This window comes from Curtobacterium phoenicis (assembly GCF_047238015.1).
In the GTDB taxonomy this organism is placed as follows: Bacteria; Actinomycetota; Actinomycetes; order Actinomycetales; family Microbacteriaceae; genus Curtobacterium.
The window spans coordinates 540,190-561,933 of sequence record NZ_JBDFLZ010000002.1 but is presented as its reverse complement, the minus strand read 5'-3'; the positions used below and the strand labels follow the sequence as shown (position 1 = coordinate 561,933).

Genomic DNA, 21,744 nt, shown 5'->3' with positions numbered 1-21,744 from the left:
CCGACCCCGAGGAGGTGCCCCATGGTCACCGTCCTCATCGCGTTCGCGGCGCTCGCCCTCATCGTCCCGGCGCTCACGCCGTGGCTCGGGCGCCGGGTGTTCCTCGTCGCAGCCCTCGCCCCCGCGGCCGCCGCGGTCCTGACGATCACGCAGACGTCCGAGGCGCTCGGCACCGGTGTCCGGGAGCGCTTCACCTGGGTCCCGCAGCTCGACCTCGCGATCGGTCTGCGGGTCGACGCCCTGTCGTGGGTGCTCGCGCTCGTGGTGACGGTGGTCGGCACCCTCGTGCTCGTCTACTGCGCCGCGTACTTCGAGGAGCGTGAGGTCGGACTCGGGCGCTTCGCGGGCGTCCTGACGGCGTTCGCCGGCTCGATGTACGGGCTCGTGGTCGCCGACGACGTCATCGTGCTGTTCGTCCTGTGGGAGGCCACGACGGTCTTCTCGTACCTGCTCATCGGGCACGACGCGGTGAAGCGGGCCAGCCGAGCGGCCGCGATGCAGGCACTCGTCGTGACCACGGCCGGCGGACTGGCGATGCTCGCCGGGCTCGTCCTGCTCTCCGTCCGCGCCGGCACGACCTTGCTCAGCGCGATCGTCGACGACGGCCCCGCGCTGACGGCCTCGGGCGGTGCACTGGTCCCGGTCGCGGTGGCGCTCGTGCTGCTCGGCGCCCTGACCAAGTCGGCGATCGTCCCGTTCCACTTCTGGCTGCCCGCCGCGATGGCCGCGCCGACCCCGGTGAGCGCCTACCTCCACGCCGCGGCGATGGTGAAGGCCGGAATCTACCTCGTCGCCCGGCTCGCCCCGGCGTTCGCGCTCGTGGACGGCTGGCGGGAGACCGTCACGGTGCTCGGTGTCCTCGGCATGGTGGTCGGCGGGTACCGCGCACTCCGGCAGACCGACCTCAAGCTGCTGCTCGCGTACGGCACGGTCGCACAGCTCGGGTTCCTCGTCCTCGCCGTGGGGTGGGGCGAGCCGGCGATCGCACTCGGCGGGGTCGCGCTCCTGGTGGCGCACGCGACCTTCAAGTCGACCCTGTTCCTCGTCGTCGGGGCGATCGACCACGCGACCGGCACCCGTGACCTCACCCGCCTGAGCGGCCTCGGACGTCGGATGCCGTCGCTCGTGGCCGTCACGGTCCTCGCGCTCGCCTCGATGGCCGGGCTCCCCCCGACGATCGGTTTCGTCGCGAAGGAGGCAGTGCTCACCGGCTTCGTGGAGGCCCTGCACGGTGACGGCAGCGGATGGGCGTGGTTCGCGCTCGTCGGCGTCACGGTCGGCTCGGTGCTGACGGTGGCCTACTCGCTGCGGTTTCTCTGGGGCGCGTTCGCCCGGAAGCCCGGCGTCGCACAGACGGAACCGCACGGCCTGCACGGACTCGGTGCCGTCCCGTCCGTCCTCGGGGTCGCCGGGGTCGTGCTCGGCGTCCTCACCCCGCTCGTGGCGAAGGGCATCGAGCCGGCCGCGAGCGCCGCGTCGGCCGGCTCCGCCGCGGTCCCGCACCTCGCGCTCTGGCACGGACTCGAGCCGGCGCTCGGCATCTCCGCGACCACATTCATCGGCGGTGTCCTGCTGTTCCTCGCTCGCCGCCCCGTCGAGGCGCTGCAGCACCGGCTCGCCGGTGCCCCGAGCGCGGCCGGCACCTACCGCCGGGTGATGCGCGGACTCGACCGGGCAGCGACCTGGCTCACCGCCGCACTCCAGCGCGGCTCGCTCCCGTACTACCTGACGGTCATCCTCTCGGTGTTCGTCGCCGGGGCGATCCTGAACCTCGTCCTCGGCGGCCCGTGGGCGTTCTCGGTCCGGTTCGCCGACTCGTGGGGACAGGTGCCCGTGGTGGTCGTGATGGGCATCGCCGCGATCGCCGTGCTCACCGCGAAGACCCGCTTCGCCGCAGCGGTCCTCGTGGGGGTCACTGGGTACGGCATGTCGGTCCTGTTCGTGCTGCACGGCGCGGTCGACCTCGCGCTCACACAGCTCGTGGTCGAGACCGTGACGCTCATCGCGTTCGTCCTCGTCCTGCGCCGACTGCCCCCGCGGATCGCGACGGCGAACCCCTCCCGCTTCCGCATCGTGCGGGCGCTGTTCGCCGCGCTGGCCGGACTCACCCTCGCGGTCGTGGTCATCGTCGCCGCGTCGTCCCGGACCGCGGAGCCGCTGTGGCCCGACCTGCCCGCGCTGACGAGCTCGTTCGGGCACGGGCTCAACGTGGTGAACGTCGCGCTGGTCGACCTCCGCGGCTGGGACACCCTCGGCGAACTGACCGTCGTGGTCGCAGCGGCCACCGGCGTCGCGAGCCTGATCTTCGTCAACTCGCGCGAGGACACGCTGCCGCGGCTCCGGGACCTCCCCTCGAGCATCACCAGCGACAAGCACCGCCCGGACGGCGAACCCCGCGCCTGGCTGCCGACGAGCGCGGCGATCCCGACGGGCCGTTCGGCGCTCCTCGACGTGGTCGTGCGGCTGCTGTTCCACGGTCTCATCGTGCTGTCGGTGTACCTGCTCTTCGCCGGCCACAACGCCGCGGGCGGTGGCTTCGCCGGCGGACTCGTCGCCGGCATCGCACTCGCCGCCCGGTACCTCGCCGGCGGCCCGGCCGAACTCGGCGCGGCCGCTCCGGTCCGTGCCGGTCGCCTGCTGGGACTCGGGGTCGCGACGGCCGCCGTGACCGCGCTCGTCCCGCTCCTCTTCGGACGGGAAGCCCTGTACTCCGAGTTCGTCGAGGCCACCCTCCCGGTGCTCGGGCACGTCGAGTTCGTCACGGCGACGTTCTTCGACATCGGTGTCTACCTCGTCGTCGTCGGGCTCGTCCTCGACGTCCTCCGCAGCCTCGGCGCCGAGGTCGACCGGCAGCGCCTCGAGGACTCGCGCGCGCCGATCGCCGACACCACCGAGTCCGACCCCGCCCACGCCGCCGCCACCACCACCCCGGAAGGGAGCGCCACGTGACCGTCACCCTCGTCCTGGTCATCGCGATGGCCGTGCTGTTCTCCTGCGGCGTCTACCTGCTGCTCGAACGCTCCCTCACGCGGATGCTGCTCGGGTTCCTGCTCCTCGGCAACGCGCTCAACCTGCTCCTGCTCGTGATGTCCGGCGCGGCCGGCAAGCCGCCGATCGGGAAGTCAGCGGACGGCATCACCGACCCGCTCCCCCAGGCCTTCGCGCTCACCGCGATCGTCATCACCTTCGCCGTGAGCGCGTTCCTCCTCGCGCTGATCCACCGGTCGTGGAAGCTCTCGCGCGCCGACGAGGTCGAGGTCGACGAGGCCGACGCCGCCATCGGTCGGGGCCGCGACGACGCCGAGACGGACCCCGCCGACGACGACCCCGAGCTCGACACCGACCCCGAGGCCGCCCAGCAGGAGGAGCACACCCGATGACCTGGCTCGTCCCCCTCCTCGTGCTCGTCCCGCTCCTCGGGGCGGCGGCGGCGCTCGGGCTCGTCCGCCACCAGAAGACGCAGCGGGCGATCACGGTCGGCGTGCTCGTGGTCGCCGTGGTGGTCGCAGCGACGCTCATGGTGCTCGTCGACCGGCACGGCACGATCGTGGTGCAGGTCGGCGGGTGGCAGGCGCCGTACGGCATCTCGCTCGTCGTCGACCGGCTGAGCGCGCTGCTCCTCACGGTGAGCGCGAGCGTGCTCCTGCTCGTCCTGCTCTTCTCGGTCGGGCAGGGCCTCGCCGACGACGACGCGGACGCCCCGGTCACGATCTTCTACCCGACGTACCTCGTGCTCGCGGCGGGTGTGCTCGACTCCTTCATCGCGGGCGACCTCTTCAACCTCTACGTCGCGTTCGAGATGCTGCTCGTGGCCTCGTACGTGCTCATCACCGTCGGCGGCAGCGAGCAGCGGGTCCGGGCCGGCACGACGTACATCGTGACGAGCCTCATCGCGTCCGCGATCTTCCTCGCCGCCATCGGACTCGTGTACGGGGCGACCGGCACCGTGAACATCGCCCAGATCTCGGAGCGCGTCGCCGACCTGCCGGAGCACGTGCAGCTCCTGCTCCACACGATGTTGCTCATCGGGTTCGGCATCAAGGCCGCCGTGTTCCCGCTCGCGTTCTGGCTGCCGGACTCGTACCCGACGGCCCCGGCGCCGGTCACCGCGGTCTTCGCCGGTCTGCTCACCAAGGTGGGCATCTACGCGATCATCCGTCTCGAGACGATCATCTTCCCGAGGCCACAGCTCAACACGGTGCTGCTCGTGGTGGCGATCCTCACGATGGTCGTCGGGGTGCTCGGCGCGGTCTCGCAGACGGACGTGAAACGACTGCTGTCCTTCACGCTCATCAGCCACATCGGGTTCATGGTGATGGGCATCGGGCTCGGCTCGGTCGTCGGCACGGCCGCGGCGGTGTTCTACACGGTCCACCACATCGTCGTGCAGACCACGCTGTTCCTCGTCTCGGGGCTGATGGAACGCGTCGGCGGGACGACCTCGACGCGGTCCCTCGGCGGTCTCCTCAGGGCCGCTCCCCTGCTGGCGGCCCTGTACCTCGTCCCCGCGTTCAACCTCGGCGGCATCCCGCCGTTCTCCGGGTTCATCGGCAAGCTCGGCCTGTTCCGCGCCGCAGCGGAGGACGGCTCCCCCCTCGCGTACGCGACGATCGCCGCCGGGGTCGTGACGAGCCTCCTGACCCTCTACGCGCTCATGCGCGTCTGGGACGCCGCGTTCTGGCGGCCGAAGCCGGCCGCGGAGCCGGCCGCGCCGCACGCGAGCACGGCCGAACCGCACGCGCACCTGCGGGCGCCGGAACCGGCGCCGCTGACCGTGTCGGAGGAGAGCGGCGAGGCGTACCACCCGGGAGGCTCGGCAACCGTCACCGACGCAGCGCACGTGAGCACCGCCTCCCGTCCGGCGACCGGTTCCACGGCCACCGCAGGCGAGGCACCGGAGCGCGTGCGCCTCCCCCGCATGCTGGTCGGCGTGACGACCGTCGCGGTCCTCGGGTCGGTCGCCCTCACCGTCGTCGCCGGACCGCTGTACGGCTACGCGACCCGCGCCGCCGAGTCGCTCGAGTCCCCGGACCGGTACGTCCAGGCCGTGCTCGGGGGTGACCGGTGAGCGACACCCGGCGCATCACGAACGCGCGGCGGATCGCCGTCGCGTGGCGCTACGACGTCCCGCTCGTCGCCGGGCTGACCGTGCTGTGGGCGCTGCTCTGGGGATCGTGGACCCCGCTCACGTTGCTCTGCGGCCTGGTGGTGGCGCTCCTCGTGACCCAGCTGCTGCCACTGCCGCCGGTCCCGCTGTCGGCGCGGTTCTCCGTCCTGTCCGCCCTCCGCTTCCTCGTGGTCTGGAGCGGGTTGGTCGTCGCGGCGTCGTTCCGCGTCGCCTGGGCGGCGTTCCGACCACGCGGGGTTCGGCGCAGCTCGATCGTGCTCGTCCAGCTGCACACGACGTCGGAGATGACCTTCACCCTCGCGACCATCGCGATCTCCCTCGTGCCGGGGTCGTACGTCGCCGACGTCGACCTCCGGCACCGACGGATCCTGCTGCACGTGCTCGACACCGAGCGGCTCGAGCAGGTCGAGGCCGAACGGCGGACCGCCCTCCGGATCGAGGCGATGGTCATCCGCGCGCTCGGCTCGGCCCAGGACGTCGCGGAGCTGTCCGAGCCCCTGCCGGAGGTGGTCCGGTGAGCGCCGGGGTCGTCGTCATGGCGGTGTGCATCGCCCTCGTCCTGCTGCTGCTCGGTGTGACCCTGGGGCTCGCGGTGGGCCGGATCGTCCGCGGGCCGACGATCCTCGACCGCATGATCGGGTCGGACATGGTGCTGACGACGGTCCTGCTCGTCATCGCCGCCGCGATGGTGCTGCGGCGCGACCTCACCGCCGTCCCCGTGCTCGTGGTCATCGCGGCGACGAGCGTGTTCGCGACGATCGCTGTCGCACGGGCGGTCACGCCGTCGTCCGACCCGTCCGACGAGGGGTCCGACGTCACCACGCCGGAACACGCCATCGAGGAGGAGCCATCGTGATCGAGCTGATCGAGGGCTTCGTGGACGAGGCCGGCGTGCGTGCCTGGGTCGCCGTCGGGCTGCTGATCGTCGGGTCCGTGCTGTCCCTCGGCGCTGCTGTCGGCATCGTCCGCTTCCCGGATCCGCTCGTCCGACTGCACGCCATGGCGAAGCCGCAGGTCCTCGGACTGGCGTGCGCACTCGCGGCGGTCGTGGTGGCGGTGTGGACGTGGACGGCGCTGTGGCTCGTGCTGCCGATCATGGTGTTCCAGCTGTTCCTGGTGCCGGTCTCGACGCACATGATCGCCCGGGCGGGGCTCCGGTCGGGTGACTACCGGCACGACGCGCTGCTGCACGACGACACCGAGTAGCCCGGCCGACGCGGCGCCCCGTTCGTCAGGCGCAGCGGCCCGTCCATCAGGCCCCCGGCCCGTCCATCAGGCCCCCGGCCCGTCCGTCAGGCCCGGCGGCCCGTGCGTCAGGCGCGACGGCCCGTCCGTCAGGCGCGGCGCGCGTCCGTCAGCGCCCGCGCGCGGCGCGCGAGAGCACGAGGTTCGCCACTGCGGCGACCACCACCACGGCCGCCGCCACCGCGGGCAGCACCATCGCGCCCGCGGCTCCGGCACGCTCGGCGACCTCGCCCGTGACCGCCGACGCGAGCGACTGCCCGACGATGACCGCCGACCCCAGGATCGTCATGGTGGTCGCGGACCGACCGACCGGGGAGCGGTCCGACCCGAGCGAGTACTGCGTCACGAGTGTCGGCCCGATGCCGATCCCCATAACGCCGAGCACGATCGCGACCGCGGCGACCGAGTCGGCCTGCGAGAACGCCACCGCACCGGCGAACAGGACCACCCCGAACACGAGCCACCGCCACCCGAGGCCGAACCGTCGCGGGAACGCCGCGGACCCGAGCGCGAGTCCAGCCGACCCGATGCCCATCACGCCGTAGAGGAGGCCGGCGCGGGAGGCCCCGCCGTGCGTCTCCATGAACGCCGTCAACGAGGTCAGCGTCGCGCCGAAGAACAGGCCGATGCCGAGGATCCCGAGCACCACGACCACGAGGCGCGGCCGGAGCAGCTCGCGGGCCGGCGCCTGCGTGACCGGACCGGACGCAGCGACGACGAGCTTGCCCGTCGGGTGGAGCGCGAACGCGGTCACGAACAGGAAGGTCAGCACGGACGCCCCCACGACGGCGACCCACGGCGCGATCGCACTCGCGAGCACCCCGACGAGGAACGGCCCGATGATGAACACCGTCTCGTCCGCGGCGGACTCGTACGCCATGGTGCCGCTGAGGACCTTCTCGTGCCGGTCCTTCGCCATCCGCTGCCGGATGATCGCCACGAGGCGGGTCCGGGACATGGGCGCGACCTGCGGCGCGGAGGCACCGATGAGGAAGGACATCGCGAGCACGGCGAGGTCCGGCGCCGCACTCGACACCACGAACGGCAGCGCCCCGAGCAGGACACCGTTGACGATGCCGACCGGCACGAGGACGCGGCGCTGACCGAAGCGGTCGGCTGCCGCCCCGACCATCGGGCCGAAGATCGCCGAGCCGATGCCGACGGACGCGGAGTTGACGCCGCCGAGCGCCACGGAGTCACGGGCCGCGACGACGAGCGTCAGGACGCCGACGACCATCATCGCGAACGGGAGCCGCGCGATGAACGCGATCGGGAAGTACCACCGGCCGGCGTGGCCGATGAGTGAGGTGGGTCGTGCCTGGAGCATGGGGGTGTGCCTTCTCGGCCCGGCCGGACAGGGGGCGGGCCCATCGGGTGCCGCCGCTGTCCGTCGGGCCCCGCGTGGGGCGGCCGACGGCCGGTAGATACACACTGCGTGTTCTGCTTGCGCCTCGAGGGTACCGCCTGTCGGCCGGGAGGCACGGGTCGGCGGCGTCACGAGCCTCCAGGCCGACGGGTCGACGGGTCGACGGGTCGACGGGTCGACGGGTCGACGGGTCGACCGGTGGTGACGCTCCATCACCGGCGGTCGGCACGCGCATGCGTCCGCGTCGCGCGGTGAGCGGCGCTCGATCAGCGGCGCGCGATCAACGGCGCTCGATCAGCGGCGCTGGATCAGCGGCGCTCGGCGACGGTGCAGAGCACTTCGTGTGCGACGATCACGGGCACCGCGAGCGCGTGGGGCAAGCGCGCTCCGAACTGTTCGAGACCGGACAGCACCGCATCGAGCACGGGGTTGTCCGTCGGCGCGGGCCAGTTCGAGGGAACGGTGCGAGCGATGTCCTGGTGCGGGAGAACGGTCATGATCGGGTCCTTCGGGACGTCGGCCGACCCTGCGTCGACCTCACGATGTCCAACATGTTGCCGGCCCGATGTCATGTCAAGTGCGATTGGAAAGAAGCGCATAGGATCTCGACCATGGTGGAGATCCCGGCGCCGCGGCCGACCGACCTGTTGTCGATCGGGGAGGTGGTCCGCCGGACCGGAGTCGCGGCCTCGGCGCTGCACTTCTACGAACGCAGGGGCCTCATCCACCCGGAGCGCACGACCGGCGGGACGCGGCTCTACCCGCGACACGTCGAACGTCGGATCGCGATCATCCAGGTGGCGAAGCGGCTCAACATCCCGCTCAGCGAGGTCGCCGAGCAGTTCGAGACGCTGCCGAGCGACCGGATGCCCTCGCTCCGGGACTGGGCACGGCTCAACGAGCGGTGGCGCGCGCGACTCCGAGCCCGCCAGCTCGAGCTCGAGCGGCTGCAGGAGGAGATGACGCAGTGCATCGGCTGCGGGTGCGTCTCACTGAACGCCTGCCTCGTGATGAACCCGGGCGACGCGATGGGCGCGGACGGCGCGGGCGCTCGGCGCCTGCTCCCGATCGAGGACTGACGGGTACGGGCGCGCCCGCGGTCCCGGCCCGCAGCCCCGGCTCACGGTCCCGGCCGGCGGTCACGAACCGCGCGCGTTGCGACCGGACGCGCGTCGATCGACGCGTGCGGCGTCGGGACGTGCGCGTTCCGTCATCCCCGGGACGACCCCGGGACGACTTCGGGCGACCGTCAGGTCGTGGTGCGTGTGCGCGGCCCGCGCAGGAACGGGATGCGGGGCATGAGCCAGTCGACCCAGACGACCCGGACACCCGGGGCGACCGCGAGGGACCAGAGGATCGAGGCCGCCGCGTCCGTCGGGTAGTGCACGGCGTCGATCGACACCGCGAAGAACACCACGACGATCGCGGCCGTCCCCGCGATGAGCACGACGCGGTGCCACCGGTTCTCGCGCAGGAGCCAGATGAGCGCGATCACGAACGCCGTGATGTACACGGTGTGCCCGCTCGGGTAGCCCGGGTCCGGCTGCACGGCGAACGGGTGCGGCAGGACGCCGACGTCGGGCCGCGCACGGTGCACGACCTCCTTCACGACAGCCGAGGGGATCCACGTGATCGCGATGGTGCCGCCGAACGCCAGCGCCGGCCGGAGGTCGCGGGTCCGCCACCAGATCACCCCGACCACGACGAACGTGATCGCGATCGCCGGCGCTGGGCTGATGACGTGGTAGACGGCGTCGGTGAACGCGCCGACCGCCCCCGTGTGCACCGCGTTGAGCGCCTTCGACAGCCCGAGGTCGACCGTCCCGAGCGTGAAGCCGACCACCGTGATCACGATGACCGCGACCACGGCGAGCAGCACCGACGCGAGCGGGTACCGGGCGGGCTCGAGGATGCCGACGACGTCCCGGTCGGCGGACGAGCGGCCTCGGGGGCGCAGCAGCGGGGCGTCGGCGGTCATCCGACCATGGTCGCAGGTCGGCGCGGCGGGTGGCCCGGATTCCCGTGACGCTCCCTCAGAGACCGTTCAGCGAGCGGCTCGGCGCTCGGCGTCGAGCAACTCAGTGCTCGGCGCCGCCCTGCTCGACGAGGTCCGGGCCGCCGCGGAGGGCTTCGCGGACGACGACATCGAGCGCACGGACGACGTCGTCGAGCGGGACGGTCGGCGTCGTCCCGTCACCGAAGCCCGGAGTGGCCGGCACGTGCACGAACCCGGCGCGCAGTCCCTCCCGGCCCGCGAGGGACATGAGCTCGTAGAACGCCTGGTTGCAGGTGAAGGTCCCCGCCGTGTTCGACACCGCCGCGGGGACACCGAGCGCGCGGAGCCGGGCGACGATGCGCTTGATCGGCAACCCCGAGAAGTACGCCGACGGCCCACTCGGGTCGATCGGCTCGTCGATCGGCTGGTCGCCGGCGTTGTCCGGGATCCGGGCGTCCTGCACGTTGATCGCGACCCGCTCCGGCGTGACCGCCGTCCGCCCCTCGGCCAGACCCGTCGCGACGACCACCGTGGGCTGGTGTTCGAGGATCGCCGCCGCGAGGCGCTGCCGCACCTCGGCGAACACCACCGGGAGCTGTTCGGTCACGAGCCGCGCCGGGCCGTCCCATCGTTCGGCGAGCGCCGACACCGCATCCCAGGAGGGGTTCGTCGACGCGCCGCCGAACGGCTCGAACGCGGTGAGCAGGACGGTCGTTCCGGTCGTGTCGGCCACGGCCCCAGCCTAGAGGGCAGGGCATCGGATCCGCGGCGTGAGCCGACGGAGCACAGACCGGTCTGTGTAGTGTTGTGCGTGACCGCTGATGTACGACATCGGGAGCGCATGGACTCGGCACGGCCGCGGCCGAGGGGAAACTCGCGAACGAGCACGACGAGCACGTCGACGAGCGCCACGAGTGGCACCGTCGCGGCATGCTCCACCCGGCCGACATCGAGGCGCTCGTGCACCGACGACTCGCCGAGAACCTGCCCCACGACCCCGTGTACGCCGACTTCTCCGGGCCGGTCAGCCGTCCACGCGAGCCCGATCGCGAGCGGTGAGTCCGCCGTCCACGGGGATCACCGGTCAGCGTCACGCAGCGAGCGGTCGCGTTCCCAGCCGAGGCACCCGTGCGGGAGCGAGCGCATGTGCGACACCGATGCTGTGCTGCGACCCGACCAGACCCGGACCGGGTGCCACGGCACCCGAGCCGCGTGACGCCGGACAGGAGGCTCGGTGCGGGCCCGACCCGTGCCTCCCGGCCGTCACTCGGTCACCACCCGAGTGGCGCGCCGTCCTCCAGGAAGGCACCCGTCGGTGCGTCGGCCCCGGCGTCGGCGACCGCCACCACGGAGCTGGCGCTGACCTCGACCGGTCGGCCGTGCGGATTCTCCACACCGCCGAACTCCGTCGCCGTGTAACCAGGCTCGACCGCGACGAACCGGACCTCCGGCACGGCGCGCGCGTACTGCACGGTCAGCATCGAGACCGCAGCCTTCGATGCGCCGTAGACGATCGCCTGGTACTGCGACGCCGGTTTCTCCGGGTCGTGGTTCGCGGCGAACGAGCCGAGCGCACTCGAGATGTTCACGACGACGGGCGCGGTCGAGCGCCGGAGCAGCGGGAGTGCGGCCTCGGTCGTGCGGACCACGCCGACGGCGTTCGTGTCGAACACCTCGAGCGCCTCGGGGCCGTTCAGCGCGACCTTTCCGATGCCGGCGTTGTTCACGAGGACGTCGAGACCGCCCTCGGCGTCGACGTGGGCGAGGGCCGCGGCGACCGAGCGGTCGTCGGTCACGTCGAGCTGCACGGCTCGGGCGGTCGTGGTGGGGGTGCTGATCTCCTTCGCGACGGCCTGGCCGGTCGCGAGGTCGCGAGCGCCGACCCAGACGGTGTGTCCGGCGGCGACGAGCTGGCGTGCGGTCTCCTTGCCGAGCCCGCGCGAGGCTCCGGTGACGAGTGTCGTTGTCATGCCGTCAGCCTGCGACGCCCTGCTCACCTCGGGCAGTCGTCCGATCGTCCTGGGACCAGCGGACCCAGGACAGCTGTTCGTCCGCGTCGCAGACTGGGCGCATGGCAACCGAGTTCGGCCGCACGCTGCGGCGGCTGCGCGACCACGTCGCGCCGGAGACCGTCGGTGCGGTGCCGGGCAGCCGGCGGCGAGCCGCGGGACTCCGCCGCGAGGAGCTCGCCGCACTCGCCGGGATCTCCGCCGACTACCTGACCCGGCTCGAGCAAGGGCGCGCGATGACGCCCTCGGCGCAGGTCGTCGAAGCGCTCGCCCGGTCGCTCCGGGTCGCCGACGCCGAGCGGGAGCTGCTGTTCCGGCTGGCCGGGCACGCCGTCCCCGGGGCCGAGGTCGTCCCGACGCGGATCCCGTCGAGTGTCCAGCGGCTGCTCGATCGACTCGCGGACACTCCCGTGGCGGTGCTCGACGCAGCGGGCACGATCCTCACTGCGAACGCCCCGTACGACGCGCTCATGGGTCCCGTCGATGCACTTCGGGGGCACGAACGGAACACCGCGTGGCGCCATCTCGTCGGCCCGGGGAGTCGTGCCGTGCACACCGTCGAGGAGCAGCGCGCGTTCGAGGCGTCACTCGTGGCCGCGCTGCGGATGACGGTCGCTCGGTTCCCGCTCGACCACGGCCTCCGAGACCTGGTGCGGGATCTCCGTGCGGCGAGCCAGCGGTTCACGTCGCTGTGGGAGGCCGGTGATCTCGTACCCGTGCGCGAGGTCGGGCGACGGAAGGTCGTGGAACACCCCTCGGTCGGGCGGATCGCGCTCGACTGCGACACCCTGCAGATCGCTTCAGACGACCTCACGGTGCTCGTGTACACGGCGGAGCCGGGGTCGGAGGACGGCGAACGGCTCGCGCTGGCGATCGCGCTCGGGAACCAGTCGTTGGTCGGCTGACGAGACGAACTCTGTGTCGTCCACGCGAGCCCGATCGCGAGCGGTGGGTCCGTCGTCCACGGGGGTCACCGGTCAGTCCTCGATGTCGAACACCACGACGCGCTCGCTACCGCCGCGGATGTGCTCGGCGACGGGCTGGTGCTCGGGGTGCGGCAGGTACCCGGCGAGCGCCGCGCGGTCGCGGAACCGCACGACGAGCATCCAGTCGAAGCCACCCTCCAGCCCCTCGGTGCTCACGCTCGGCCCGGAGCGCACCGACTCGACGCCCTCGATGCGAGTGAGGTGCTCGCGGGCGAGCGCATCGGCCTGCGTGGCGAGTCCATCCGTCCCGTTCCACGTCACCAACACCACGTGCGTCACGCCTGCCATCACTGCTCCCGTCGTCGGACTCCATGCTGCCCGTGCGGTGCTGGGCACCACGTCGGCTGGGACCGCCCACATGCGCGCGACCTACCGTCGGCCGGGCACGACATCGACGACGAGAGGGAACACCATGGCGAGTGGAGTGGCAGCGGTCTGGGTACCGGTCACCGACATGCAGCGAGCGGTCGCGTTCTACCGGGACACGCTCGGCCTGTCGGTCGCGAGCGAGTCGGACGACTGGAGCGAGATCGACGCGAACGGGCTGCGGCTCGGGTTGAACGCACGGGAGTCAGCCAGCCCGTCGGAGGGTGGCGGCGCGGTCGTCACGTTCCAGCCGGACGGGAGTCTCGAGGACGAGGTCGCCGACCTCCGGTCGAAGGGGGCGGAGTTCACGGGCGACATCAGCGAGCACCCGTGGGGACGGATCGTCCCGTTCACGGACAGCGAGGGCAACGACCTGCAGCTGTACGCGCCCCCGCAGGGCTGACGCCCGCCGGCCGCGGGAGCGGCCGGGTGACTGACGGGAGGCACGGTGCCAGCTGGCACCGTGCCTCCCGTCCGTCGGCTCCTAGAACGCGGGCGTCCCGCCCGCGATCGTGATCGTCGAGCCGGACTGGTAGCTCGACTCGGGGCTGACGAGGTGGACGTAGGCCGCAGCGAGCTCCGCGGGCTGACCCGGACGGCCGAACGGCGACGACTCGCCGAAGTGCGCCACGGTCTGCGCGTCGTCGGACCCCGGCTGCAGCGGCGTCCAGACCGGGCCGGGCGCGACCGAGTTCACCCGGATGCCCTTCGGAGCGAGCTGCTGGGCGACGGCCTCGGTGAAGGTCTTCACGGCGCTCTTCGAGATCGCGTAGTCGATCTTGTCCGGCGAGGGCGTGCTGGCCTGGATCGAGCCCGTGGTGACGATCGTCGAACCGGGTTCGAGGTGCGGCACCGCTGCCTTGGTGAGCCAGAACAGCGAGTAGATGTTCGTCTTGAAGGTCGAGTCGAAGTGCTCGGTGCCGAGCGACAGGATGTCGTCGTTGCTGTCCATCCGACCGGCGACCATGACGAGGGTGTCGAGCCCACCGAACTCGTCGACGGCCTTCTGCACGAGGTCCTGGCAGTACTGCTCGTCGGAGATGTCGCCGGGGAAGAGGACCGCGCGGCGCCCCTCACCCTCGAGGAGGTCTCGGACCTGCTCGGCGTCCTCCTGCTCGTCGGGGAGGTACGAGAGCACGAGGTCGGCGCCCTCGCGGGAGAGCGCGATCGCGGCGGCGCGGCCGATGCCCGAGTCGGCTCCGGTGACGATGCCGCGGTAGCCGGTCAGCCGCTCCTTGCCGACGTAGCTCCGTTCGCCGTGGTCCGGCTCGGGTTCCATCTTCCACGCGGCACCGGGCAGCGACTGCTCCTGCTCCGGGAACGGCGGTGCGGGGTAGAGGGTCTTCGGGTCGCGCTTGTCGTACTGGCTCATGCGCCCACGATGCCCGCGCCCCGCTCCGCGCAGGTCCAGGCCTGCGAGCTGCGCACGGGGTTGACGACCTTTACAGCCCTATCCGGTCTTGATGAGGTTGGTAAGGCTGTAAAGCATCGGGTACGCCGAATTCACGGTCCCGCAGTTCGACGAGTTCATGCTCCGGTACATCCCCGACTTCTGATCCTCCGCAGCTCCGGCGACCGCCCGAGCACCGAGGCTCCGGTGGACTCGTGCGGGTACCGTCCGGGAGGTGGCAGGTGACTGGGTCGAGTTCGACGATGAGCCCGAGCGACGTGTCCTTCGCCGTCGACTCCGGCGCGTCTGGCCGTTCGTCCTGGCGCTCGGGACGGCTTCGGCGTTCATGAGCAAGGGCGGCGAGACACCGTTCCAGTGGCTCGGCTGGATCGCGGTGCCGATCTGGTTCGTCGGGTGGGGGGTGATCCTGCTCGCATCCTGGGGTGTGCTCCACCTGGTGTCACGGCCGTTCGCTATCGATCCCGGTCGTCGTGTCGTGCGCATCCGCAACCGGGTCGTGCCGTTCTCCGACGTGGACTTCGCTGAGCTGGCGCCCTCCACGAACGAGGACCCGGACCTGCTCTCCCTCCGTCTGGGGACTCGGAAGCGACGGAAGGTGTCGATCGCCGTCCGCGAAGGTCGCGACGCCGCCGTGACCGGTGTGCGACGCGAGGCCCTGCTCGCGATGCTCGCCGGCTCGTCGATCACCCGACCGACGAGCATCCACGACCCGACGGGACGGTTCGCTCGGTTCAACTTCCCCGGGATGCTCGACAAGGCGGGCGCCGCCGAAGTGGTCGAGCACCCCCCGCAGGCCGGTGTCGCCGGCCCCTGACAGCCGCCGGGTCAGACGACGGGCGCACCCCCGAGCACGAGGTCCCGCGCCTGCGCCGCCGCGCCGAGCGCGACGGCGTCGGACCCCAGCGTGGACAGCGCGAGCCGGATCGATGCGCCGCTGACCGGGGGTTCGGCCGTGATGGCCGCGGTGATCGCCGGTTCGAGGAGGTCCCACGACCGGGCGATCCCCCCGCCGATCACGACGGTCGTCACGTCGAGGACCCCCGCGGTCAGCAGCGCGGCGCGAGCGAGCCCCCACCCGGCGCGCGCGAAGACCTCGGCAGCGTCGGCGTCACCGGCACGGGCCGACTCGGCGACCTCGCGCGCGGTGACCCGCCGACCGGAGCGTTCGGCGTAGCGGTCGGCGATGCCTCGGGCACCGGCGAGCGTCTCGAGGTGCCCGACCTGCCCGCACGTGCACCGTGCGTCGCCGAAGCCCGGGACGTGCCCGATCTCGCCGGCGGCACCCCGGGGACCGGCGAAGAGCGCCCCGCCGAGCACGAGCGCTCCGCCCACGCCGGTGCCGAGCGTCATCCCGAGCACGTCGGGTTCGCCCGCGACGGCGCCGGTCGCGACCTCGCCGAGCAGGAACGCGTTCACGTCGTTGTCGAGGGTCGCGGGGACGCCGAGCGCCTCGGTCACGGCCGCGGTCACGCCGTACCCGGCCCAACCGGTGAACGAGTTGCCGGTCACCAGGACCGTACCGGTCCCTGCGTCGACGACGCCGGCTGCGCCGACTCCGACACCCACCAGGGAGGCCCGGTGCCGGTCGAGCAGGTCCGTCACCGCGCGGACGCCGGTCGCGACGATGGCCGCCCCTCCGGCGTGCGCCGGTGTCGGCAGGTCGATGCGGTCGAGCACCTCGAGGTCGGGTGTGGTGAGCAGCACCTTCGTGTTCGTCCCGCCGACGTCGATGCCGGCGATGACCTCGGCGCTCATGCGGTCACCGTACCGGCGCCGGCGAGCCGCTCGGCACGACGACGGCGTTGCACGACGGGATCGGGCACGGGCACGGCCGCGAGGAGCCGCCGGGTGTAGTCGGTCTCCGGGTGGACGAGGGTGGCACCGGTCGCGCCCTGCTCCTCGACCACGCCCTGGCGCATCACGACGACGCGCTCGGCGAACTGCTGCACGACGGCGAGGTCGTGCGACACGAACAGGCAGGCGAACCCGAGCTCGCCCTGGAGTTCCCGGAGCACGTCGAGCACGGTCTCCTGCACGCTCACGTCGAGCGCGCTCGTCGGTTCGTCGGCCACGAGGAGCCGTGGCGACAGCACGAGCGCCCGCGCGAGCGAGACCCGCTGACGCTGCCCGCCGGAGAGCTCCCGCGGCGCCCGGGACGCGAGGGCCCGGGGCAGTCGGACGGCGTCGAGGACCTCGTCGATGCGGCGCCGCTTGTCGGCCGAGGACATCCCACGACGGTGCACGGCGAGCGGTTCTGCGATGCACTCGGCGACGGACATCCGGGCGTCGAGCGAGGCCACCGGGTCCTGCAGCACGACGCCGATGCCCGAGCGGAGCGAGCGGCGGTCACGTCCGCGGGCCCGGGCGAGGTCGGTGCCGAAGAGGTGCACGCTGCCCGAGGTCGGCTTCTGCAGGCCGAGCGCGACGCGTGCGGCCGTGGACTTGCCCGAGCCGGACTCGCCGACGAGCCCGACGGTCTCGCCGGCGTGGACGGCGATGTCGATCCCGCGGAGGGCGTGCACGGCGCGCGCCCCGCGCCCGAACGTCACCGAGACGTCCCGGAGGTCGACCACCGGGGGCGAGTCGTGCCTCCCGGCCGGGTCGGACGACGTCGACGCCGCGGACGACGTGGCCGTCGGGTCCGACGTGACCGACGCGACCGTGAGCCGCGGCACCGCGGCGAGCAGTCGCTTCGTGTAGTCGTGCTGCGGGCGGAGGAGGACGTCCTCGACGCCTCCCGTCTCGACGACCTCGCCCTGCAGCATGACCGCGACCCGGTCCGCGAAGTCCGCCACGACCCCCATGTTGTGCGTCACGAGGAGCACGCCCGTGCCGGTGTCGGCGGCGAGCCCGCGGAGGAGCTCGAGGATCTCGGCCTGCACGGTCACGTCGAGGGCAGTGGTCGGCTCGTCGGCGATGAGGAGCTTCGGCTCGTTCGCGATCGCCATCGCGATGACGACGCGCTGCCGCTGCCCGCCGGACAGCTCGAACGGGTACGCCTTCGCGCGGGCCGCGGGCGACGGGATGCCGACGCGCTCGAGCAACTCGACCGCTCGGGCTGCGGCGTCCGCGGCGGACACGTCCTGGTGGTTCCGGATGACCTCGGCGATCTGTGCGCCGACCCGGGTGAGCGGGTCGAGCGCGGTCGCGGGCTCCTGGAACACCATCGAGACGGTCGACCCGCGCAGGGGTCGGAGGGACGACTCGGGCGCGCCGACGACCTCGTGACCGTCGACGACCGCGCTGCCGGTGGCGGTGGCGTTGCCGGAGAGCAGCCCCATCGCGGCGAGCGCCACGGTGGACTTGCCGGAGCCGGACTCGCCGACGAGCGCGAGCGTCTCGCCCGGTCCGACGTGCAGGGTGACGCCCCGGACGGCGTCGACGGTGCCGGACTCGGTCGAGAAGGTGACCCCGAGGTCGGTGGTGGTCAGGACGGACATCAGCGGCCCCTCACGTCGAAGGCGTCCCGGAGACCGTCGCCCACCGCGTTGAACGCGCAGACGACGAGGATCACAGCGAGTCCCGGTGGCACGATGAGCCACCACCTCCCGGAGTAGGCCGAGGTCAGGCCGGCCGAGAGCATCCCGCCCCAGTCCGTGGCGGGCGCCTGGACGCCGAGTCCGAGGTAGGAGACGTAGGCCACGAGGAGGATCGCGTCCGCGACCTGGAACGTGGCCGCGACGACGATCGTGGACACCGAGTTCGGCAGCAGGTGCCGACCGATCGCCCGGGCGTGCGAGCCACCGATGGCGCGCAGGGTGAGCACGTAGTCGCGGTTCTTCAGCGTGAGGGTCTCCGCGCGGATGAGCCGGGAGGGCACGAGCCACGACACGAGTCCGAGGATCACGATGAGCCCCCCGACGCCCGGGGTGGTGATCGCCGAGATGACGAGCAGGATGAACAGCGCGGGGATGGCGATGCCGGCGTCGACGATGCGCATCATCACGGCGTCGACCCACCCGCCGACGTAGCCGGCGACCGAGCCCCAGAGCGTGCCGACGACCGTCGCGAGGATGCCCGCGGCGATGCCGACCATGAGCGACACCTTGCCGCCGAACATCAGCCGACCGAGGACGTCGTGCCCGACGGCGTCGGTGCCGAGCAGGTGCGCGGCGCTCGGTGCGAGGTTCACCTGGTCGAGCTGCGTGTGGGTCTGGTCGGTCGGGTACAGGAACGGGCCGACGAAGCAGAACAGGACGACCACGACGATGACGACGAGGCCGATCACCGCCAGGGTGTTGTGTCGGAAGCGTCGGACGGCGAGGCGCCAGCCGGTCGACGCGACGACGACGGGTGCACCCGGGGCTTCCGGGGCCAGTTGGACGGCGCTCATGCGCGGCTCGCCTTCGTTCGCGGGTCGATGAGGGTCTGCGCGACGTCGGCGAGGAGCGTACCCACCACGGTCGCGATCGAGATGACGAGGACGCAGCCGAGGAGCGTCGGGTAGTCCGACGTCTGCGCTGCGTTCCAGAACAGCAACCCCATGCCGGGGTAGTTGAACAGCTGCTCGGTCACCAGTGCGCCGCCGAAGAGCACCGGCAGGTAGTAGCCGAGCATCGCGACCACGGGCGTGAGCGAGTTCCGGAACACGTGCCGTCGGAGGATCGTCGCCGTCGACGCTCCCCCCGCGCGGGCGGTGCGGACGTAGTCCTCCTGCAGGTTCTCGAGCGTCGCGGCCCGCATGTACCGGCTGAAGACGGCGATCATCGCGAGCGCACCCGTGACGACGGGGAGCACGAGGCCGGCCGGGTCCTGGAAGACCTCGGCGAGGGTGTTCCCGCTCGGGGCTTGGGACGGCAGCCACGGGAGCTGCTGGCTGAACACGATGATGAGCACGAGGCCGAGGAAGAACGCCGGCGTCGAGTAGAAGACGAACGCCAGGGCCGTGGCCGCGTAGTCGACCGCACCGTTGCGGCGGACGGCCTGCCACATCCCGACGGGGATCGCGATGACGAGGCCGAGGACGGCCGACATGCCGGTGAGCACGAGGGTCTTCGGCAGGCGCTCGGCGATGAGCTGCGCGACCGGCTCGTTCAGCGTGTACGACATGCCGATGTCGCCGCTGAGCAGGCGTCCGAGGAACCGGAGGTACTGCAGGGGCAGCGGCTGGTCGAGACCCTGGGACTGGTTGAAGGCGGCGATCTGCGCCGGTGTCGCGGAGACGCCGAGGACGCCGCGGGCGGGGCCGCCCGGCAGGGCGTGGAGCAGGCAGAACACGACGATCGTGACGATGAGGACCACGGCGAGTGCTTGCAGCACGCGCCGGAGCAGGTACAGGGCTGTGGTCATGCGGCTTCCGTCATCGAGATGGGTGGTGGGTGGGCCTGGAGGCTCGGTGCGGGTCGGACCCGCACCGAGCCTCCAGGCCGTGGTCGCGTCAGCGACCTACTTCGACCACTTCCACTGCGCGGGGTGGAAGTTCGCGAGGGAGTCCTGGTCGAACCCGGTCAGGCCCTTCTTGACGACCGAGATCTGGTAGTCGGGCTCCGGGAGCCAGATCACCGGGAGGTCCTTCGCGACGGCCGCGCTGTACGCCTGCACGGCGGTCGAGTCGGTCGACGTGGTGGTCGCGTCGATGAGCTGGTCGACCTCCTTGTTCGAGTACGACCCGAAGTTGGCCGAACCATCGGTCTGGAAGAGCGACTCACCCGTCGGGTAGGCCGGGAAGTACCAGCTGCCCGCCGTTCCGAAGAAGGAGAGGTCCCAGTCGCACGACGCCTCGTCGCTCGTGCAGGTCGGGGTCTGCGAGAGGACGCTCGACACCGGCGCGGTCTTGATCGTGAAGCCGATGCCGGTCTTCGCGAGCGAGGACTGGATCGCGCTCATCATGTTGTCGGTCACGGTCGAGCCGGACTGCGAGAGCACGTTCATCGTGAACTTCGTGCCCTTGTCCACGCCCTCGCCGCACTGGCTGTCGGACGTGCCCGGGTCGGTGCAGACCATCGTGCCGCCCTGCTCCTCCCAGCCGTGGCTCGTCAGGAGCGCCTTGGCCTTGGAGGTGCTGAACGGGTACGGGTTGTCCTTCTGGATGCTCGACACGTAGTCGGACTCCTGCGCCTGCGGGATCGGGCCGTAGGTCGAGGTGGCGGTGCCGTTGAACACGACCTTCGACAGCGAGGTCTGGTCGATCGACATCTGCACGGCCTGGCGGGCGTAGAGCTGCTTGAAGACCGCACCCATGGTCGGGTTGTTGAAGTTGTACGGCATGTACGTGATGGCCCAGCCGGTCCAGGGCTTGACCTCGTAGCCCTTGGCCTCGAAGGACGCCTTCTGGTCCATGTCGGTGGCGTTGATGTAGCCGTAGTCGACCCCGCCCGAGCGGACGGCGTTGACCTCGGCGTCGGCGGAGGTGAACGGCAGGAGGTTCACCGTCTTGATGGACGGCTTCTCGCCGCCGTCGTACTGCTTGTTGGCCGTCAGGGTCACCTTGCCGGCGGTCGAGAACGCGCTGACGCCGTACGGGCCGGAGATGATCTTCCACAGGTCGTCGCTGGCGTAGTCCGAGATCTTGCCGGCGGCGGTGTTGAGGTACTTCCAGACCTGCTTCGCGCCGTCGGTGGTCTCGTCGGCGTTGCCCACCGAACCGCTCGCACTCGTCTTGTCCCAGGCGTGCTGCGGCAGCGGGATGATGTGGCTCAGCTGGTTCGCGAGCATCCAGTCCGAGTTGTAGGCCTTGTCGAACGTGATCGTGAAGTGGGTGTCGTCGACGGCCTTGAAGGACGTCCAGTTGTCCGGTGCCTTGCCCTTCGAGTACGAGCCCCACTGGTCCTTGTTCGCCTTGATGAGGTTGAACCAGAACTCGACGTCGCGGCTCGTGATCGGCTTGCCGTCCGACCAGTGCCGGTCGCCGAGGGTCACCGTGACGCTCTTGCCGTCCTTCGCGAACGCGGCGTCGGTGGCGACGGACCCGGCCTTGTTCCAGGTGATCTTGCCCGTCGACCCGTCGTACGCGACGAGCGGCTCGTAGAGCGACTGCGCGATGGACCCGTTGTTCGTGTTGAGGTGCGCGGCGGTGCCGATCGGCAGGATCCAGTTCGGCGTGAAGTTCGCCGGCAGCGCGTAGTTGATCTCGTCGGCGTTGCTGCTGCCGGACGAGGCGTTGCCGCCCCCGGAGCAGCCGGCGAGCAGCGCGCTCACGGCGATCGCGGCTCCGGTGAGGAGCGCCCAGCGACGGGGCTTGGTCATGTGTGTCTCCTGGTGCGTGGGAGGTGTCGGGGTGTGGAGCACGCGTGCCGGT

Annotated in this window: 23 protein-coding genes; 11 read left to right on the top strand and 12 right to left on the bottom strand. The window is 71.7% G+C overall.

Annotated elements, in window-relative coordinates; translation table 11 throughout:
- Nucleotides 1–21: 21 nt before the first annotated feature.
- Genes ABC270_RS02880 through mnhG form a run of 6 tightly spaced genes read left to right on the top strand, consistent with a single transcriptional unit; the run spans nucleotide 22 to nucleotide 6,334 of the window.
- Entirely contained in the window at nucleotides 22–2,949 is a 2,928-nt protein-coding gene (locus ABC270_RS02880) for a Na+/H+ antiporter subunit A (protein ID WP_412879414.1), read from the top strand.
- Nucleotides 2,946–3,380 (top strand): Na(+)/H(+) antiporter subunit C, encoded by a 435-nt coding sequence (locus ABC270_RS02875; protein WP_412879413.1) that lies wholly within the window; start codon nucleotides 2,946–2,948, stop codon nucleotides 3,378–3,380. The genes ABC270_RS02880 and ABC270_RS02875 overlap by 4 nt, the downstream gene beginning before the upstream one ends.
- The gene (locus ABC270_RS02870) at nucleotides 3,377–5,068 is read left to right on the top strand and encodes a Na+/H+ antiporter subunit D (protein ID WP_412879412.1); all 1,692 of its coding nucleotides are present in this window, start codon (nucleotides 3,377–3,379) and stop codon (nucleotides 5,066–5,068) included. Before ABC270_RS02875 ends, ABC270_RS02870 begins: the two co-directional genes overlap by 4 nt.
- Nucleotides 5,065–5,646, top strand: coding sequence for a Na+/H+ antiporter subunit E (locus tag ABC270_RS02865; protein ID WP_412879411.1), 582 nt, complete (start codon nucleotides 5,065–5,067; stop codon nucleotides 5,644–5,646). The genes ABC270_RS02870 and ABC270_RS02865 overlap by 4 nt, the downstream gene beginning before the upstream one ends.
- Nucleotides 5,643–5,984 (top strand): MrpF/PhaF family protein, encoded by a 342-nt coding sequence (locus ABC270_RS02860; RefSeq protein WP_412879410.1) that lies wholly within the window; start codon nucleotides 5,643–5,645, stop codon nucleotides 5,982–5,984. Before ABC270_RS02865 ends, ABC270_RS02860 begins: the two co-directional genes overlap by 4 nt.
- On the top strand, nucleotides 5,981–6,334 hold the full coding sequence (gene mnhG, locus ABC270_RS02855; RefSeq protein WP_412879409.1) for a monovalent cation/H(+) antiporter subunit G: 354 nt from the start codon (nucleotides 5,981–5,983) through the stop codon (nucleotides 6,332–6,334). Before ABC270_RS02860 ends, mnhG begins: the two co-directional genes overlap by 4 nt.
- A gap of 148 nt (nucleotides 6,335–6,482) precedes the next feature.
- On the opposite strand, the gene ABC270_RS02850 is transcribed toward mnhG, so the two are convergent.
- Nucleotides 6,483–7,700, bottom strand: coding sequence for an MFS transporter (locus ABC270_RS02850; RefSeq protein ID WP_412879408.1), 1,218 nt, complete (start codon nucleotides 7,698–7,700; stop codon nucleotides 6,483–6,485).
- Between the two features lie 347 nt (nucleotides 7,701–8,047).
- Entirely contained in the window at nucleotides 8,048–8,236 is a 189-nt protein-coding gene (locus tag ABC270_RS02845; RefSeq protein ID WP_412879407.1) for a hypothetical protein, read from the bottom strand.
- A gap of 114 nt (nucleotides 8,237–8,350) precedes the next feature.
- On the opposite strand from ABC270_RS02845, the gene soxR reads away from it, so the two are divergent.
- Nucleotides 8,351–8,818, top strand: coding sequence for a redox-sensitive transcriptional activator SoxR (soxR, locus tag ABC270_RS02840; RefSeq protein ID WP_412879406.1), 468 nt, complete (start codon nucleotides 8,351–8,353; stop codon nucleotides 8,816–8,818).
- Nucleotides 8,819–8,988: 170 nt separating this feature from the next.
- Here the strand turns inward: soxR and ABC270_RS02835 are convergent, their stop codons facing one another.
- Both ABC270_RS02835 and pcp read right to left on the bottom strand, forming a co-directional pair.
- Nucleotides 8,989–9,717, bottom strand: coding sequence for a phosphatase PAP2 family protein (locus ABC270_RS02835; RefSeq protein ID WP_412879405.1), 729 nt, complete (start codon nucleotides 9,715–9,717; stop codon nucleotides 8,989–8,991).
- Between the two features lie 100 nt (nucleotides 9,718–9,817).
- Nucleotides 9,818–10,468, bottom strand: a complete 651-nt coding sequence (gene pcp, locus ABC270_RS02830) for a pyroglutamyl-peptidase I (RefSeq protein WP_412879404.1) — start codon at nucleotides 10,466–10,468, stop codon at nucleotides 9,818–9,820.
- A gap of 197 nt (nucleotides 10,469–10,665) precedes the next feature.
- Between pcp and ABC270_RS02825 the strand changes: the two genes are divergently transcribed.
- Entirely contained in the window at nucleotides 10,666–10,794 is a 129-nt protein-coding gene (locus tag ABC270_RS02825; protein ID WP_412879403.1) for a hypothetical protein, read from the top strand.
- A 212-nt stretch (nucleotides 10,795–11,006) separates the two neighbouring features.
- Here the strand turns inward: ABC270_RS02825 and ABC270_RS02820 are convergent, their stop codons facing one another.
- Nucleotides 11,007–11,705 carry an SDR family NAD(P)-dependent oxidoreductase gene (locus ABC270_RS02820; protein ID WP_412879402.1) on the bottom strand — a complete coding sequence of 233 codons (699 nt, stop codon included), beginning with the start codon at nucleotides 11,703–11,705 and terminating at the stop codon, nucleotides 11,007–11,009.
- 101 nt (nucleotides 11,706–11,806) lie between these two features.
- Between ABC270_RS02820 and ABC270_RS02815 the strand changes: the two genes are divergently transcribed.
- Nucleotides 11,807–12,649, top strand: coding sequence for a helix-turn-helix transcriptional regulator (locus ABC270_RS02815; RefSeq protein ID WP_412879401.1), 843 nt, complete (start codon nucleotides 11,807–11,809; stop codon nucleotides 12,647–12,649).
- A gap of 72 nt (nucleotides 12,650–12,721) precedes the next feature.
- Here the strand turns inward: ABC270_RS02815 and ABC270_RS02810 are convergent, their stop codons facing one another.
- Entirely contained in the window at nucleotides 12,722–13,018 is a 297-nt protein-coding gene (locus ABC270_RS02810; protein ID WP_412879400.1) for a Dabb family protein, read from the bottom strand.
- A gap of 124 nt (nucleotides 13,019–13,142) precedes the next feature.
- Here ABC270_RS02810 and ABC270_RS02805 point away from each other — a divergent pair, with 124 nt between their 5' ends.
- Nucleotides 13,143–13,499, top strand: a complete 357-nt coding sequence (locus tag ABC270_RS02805; protein WP_412879399.1) for a VOC family protein — start codon at nucleotides 13,143–13,145, stop codon at nucleotides 13,497–13,499.
- An 81-nt stretch (nucleotides 13,500–13,580) separates the two neighbouring features.
- Here the strand turns inward: ABC270_RS02805 and ABC270_RS02800 are convergent, their stop codons facing one another.
- On the bottom strand, nucleotides 13,581–14,468 hold the full coding sequence (locus tag ABC270_RS02800) for an SDR family oxidoreductase (protein WP_412879398.1): 888 nt from the start codon (nucleotides 14,466–14,468) through the stop codon (nucleotides 13,581–13,583).
- 253 nt (nucleotides 14,469–14,721) lie between these two features.
- Between ABC270_RS02800 and ABC270_RS02795 the strand changes: the two genes are divergently transcribed.
- Nucleotides 14,722–15,321 (top strand): hypothetical protein, encoded by a 600-nt coding sequence (locus ABC270_RS02795; RefSeq protein ID WP_412879397.1) that lies wholly within the window; start codon nucleotides 14,722–14,724, stop codon nucleotides 15,319–15,321.
- 11 nt (nucleotides 15,322–15,332) lie between these two features.
- Here ABC270_RS02795 and ABC270_RS02790 read toward each other — a convergent pair whose 3' ends face one another.
- From ABC270_RS02790 to ABC270_RS02770, 5 genes are all read right to left on the bottom strand, one after another.
- Complete coding sequence (locus ABC270_RS02790; RefSeq protein ID WP_412879396.1) at nucleotides 15,333–16,262, bottom strand: ROK family protein; 930 nt, start codon at nucleotides 16,260–16,262, stop codon at nucleotides 15,333–15,335.
- Nucleotides 16,259–17,947 (bottom strand): dipeptide ABC transporter ATP-binding protein, encoded by a 1,689-nt coding sequence (locus ABC270_RS02785; protein WP_412879395.1) that lies wholly within the window; start codon nucleotides 17,945–17,947, stop codon nucleotides 16,259–16,261. The genes ABC270_RS02790 and ABC270_RS02785 overlap by 4 nt, the downstream gene beginning before the upstream one ends.
- A complete protein-coding gene (locus ABC270_RS02780; protein ID WP_412879394.1) occupies nucleotides 17,947–18,840 on the bottom strand; it encodes an ABC transporter permease in 894 nt (297 codons plus the stop codon). The genes ABC270_RS02785 and ABC270_RS02780 overlap by 1 nt, the downstream gene beginning before the upstream one ends.
- Nucleotides 18,837–19,796, bottom strand: a complete 960-nt coding sequence (locus tag ABC270_RS02775; protein WP_412879393.1) for an ABC transporter permease — start codon at nucleotides 19,794–19,796, stop codon at nucleotides 18,837–18,839. The genes ABC270_RS02780 and ABC270_RS02775 overlap by 4 nt, the downstream gene beginning before the upstream one ends.
- A 96-nt stretch (nucleotides 19,797–19,892) precedes the next feature.
- Nucleotides 19,893–21,692 (bottom strand): peptide ABC transporter substrate-binding protein, encoded by a 1,800-nt coding sequence (locus ABC270_RS02770; protein WP_412879392.1) that lies wholly within the window; start codon nucleotides 21,690–21,692, stop codon nucleotides 19,893–19,895.
- Nucleotides 21,693–21,744 lie beyond the last annotated feature (52 nt).

Coding starts and splice junctions, on each gene's coding strand:
- ABC270_RS02835 (WP_412879405.1), bottom strand. CDS start 9,717: ATGACCGCCGACGCCCCGCTGCTGCGCCCCCGAGGCCGCTCGTCCGCC.
- ABC270_RS02785 (WP_412879395.1), bottom strand. CDS start 17,947: ATGTCCGTCCTGACCACCACCGACCTCGGGGTCACCTTCTCGACCGAG.
- ABC270_RS02810 (WP_412879400.1), bottom strand. CDS start 13,018: ATGGCAGGCGTGACGCACGTGGTGTTGGTGACGTGGAACGGGACGGAT.
- ABC270_RS02800 (WP_412879398.1), bottom strand. CDS start 14,468: ATGAGCCAGTACGACAAGCGCGACCCGAAGACCCTCTACCCCGCACCG.
- ABC270_RS02820 (WP_412879402.1), bottom strand. CDS start 11,705: ATGACAACGACACTCGTCACCGGAGCCTCGCGCGGGCTCGGCAAGGAG.
- ABC270_RS02815 (WP_412879401.1), top strand. CDS start 11,807: ATGGCAACCGAGTTCGGCCGCACGCTGCGGCGGCTGCGCGACCACGTC.
- ABC270_RS02880 (WP_412879414.1), top strand. CDS start 22: ATGGTCACCGTCCTCATCGCGTTCGCGGCGCTCGCCCTCATCGTCCCG.
- ABC270_RS02775 (WP_412879393.1), bottom strand. CDS start 19,796: ATGACCACAGCCCTGTACCTGCTCCGGCGCGTGCTGCAAGCACTCGCC.
- soxR (WP_412879406.1), top strand. CDS start 8,351: ATGGTGGAGATCCCGGCGCCGCGGCCGACCGACCTGTTGTCGATCGGG.
- ABC270_RS02825 (WP_412879403.1), top strand. CDS start 10,666: ATGCTCCACCCGGCCGACATCGAGGCGCTCGTGCACCGACGACTCGCC.
- ABC270_RS02850 (WP_412879408.1), bottom strand. CDS start 7,700: ATGCTCCAGGCACGACCCACCTCACTCATCGGCCACGCCGGCCGGTGG.
- ABC270_RS02845 (WP_412879407.1), bottom strand. CDS start 8,236: ATGACCGTTCTCCCGCACCAGGACATCGCTCGCACCGTTCCCTCGAAC.
- ABC270_RS02870 (WP_412879412.1), top strand. CDS start 3,377: ATGACCTGGCTCGTCCCCCTCCTCGTGCTCGTCCCGCTCCTCGGGGCG.
- ABC270_RS02780 (WP_412879394.1), bottom strand. CDS start 18,840: ATGAGCGCCGTCCAACTGGCCCCGGAAGCCCCGGGTGCACCCGTCGTC.
- ABC270_RS02770 (WP_412879392.1), bottom strand. CDS start 21,692: ATGACCAAGCCCCGTCGCTGGGCGCTCCTCACCGGAGCCGCGATCGCC.
- ABC270_RS02790 (WP_412879396.1), bottom strand. CDS start 16,262: ATGAGCGCCGAGGTCATCGCCGGCATCGACGTCGGCGGGACGAACACG.
- ABC270_RS02805 (WP_412879399.1), top strand. CDS start 13,143: ATGGCGAGTGGAGTGGCAGCGGTCTGGGTACCGGTCACCGACATGCAG.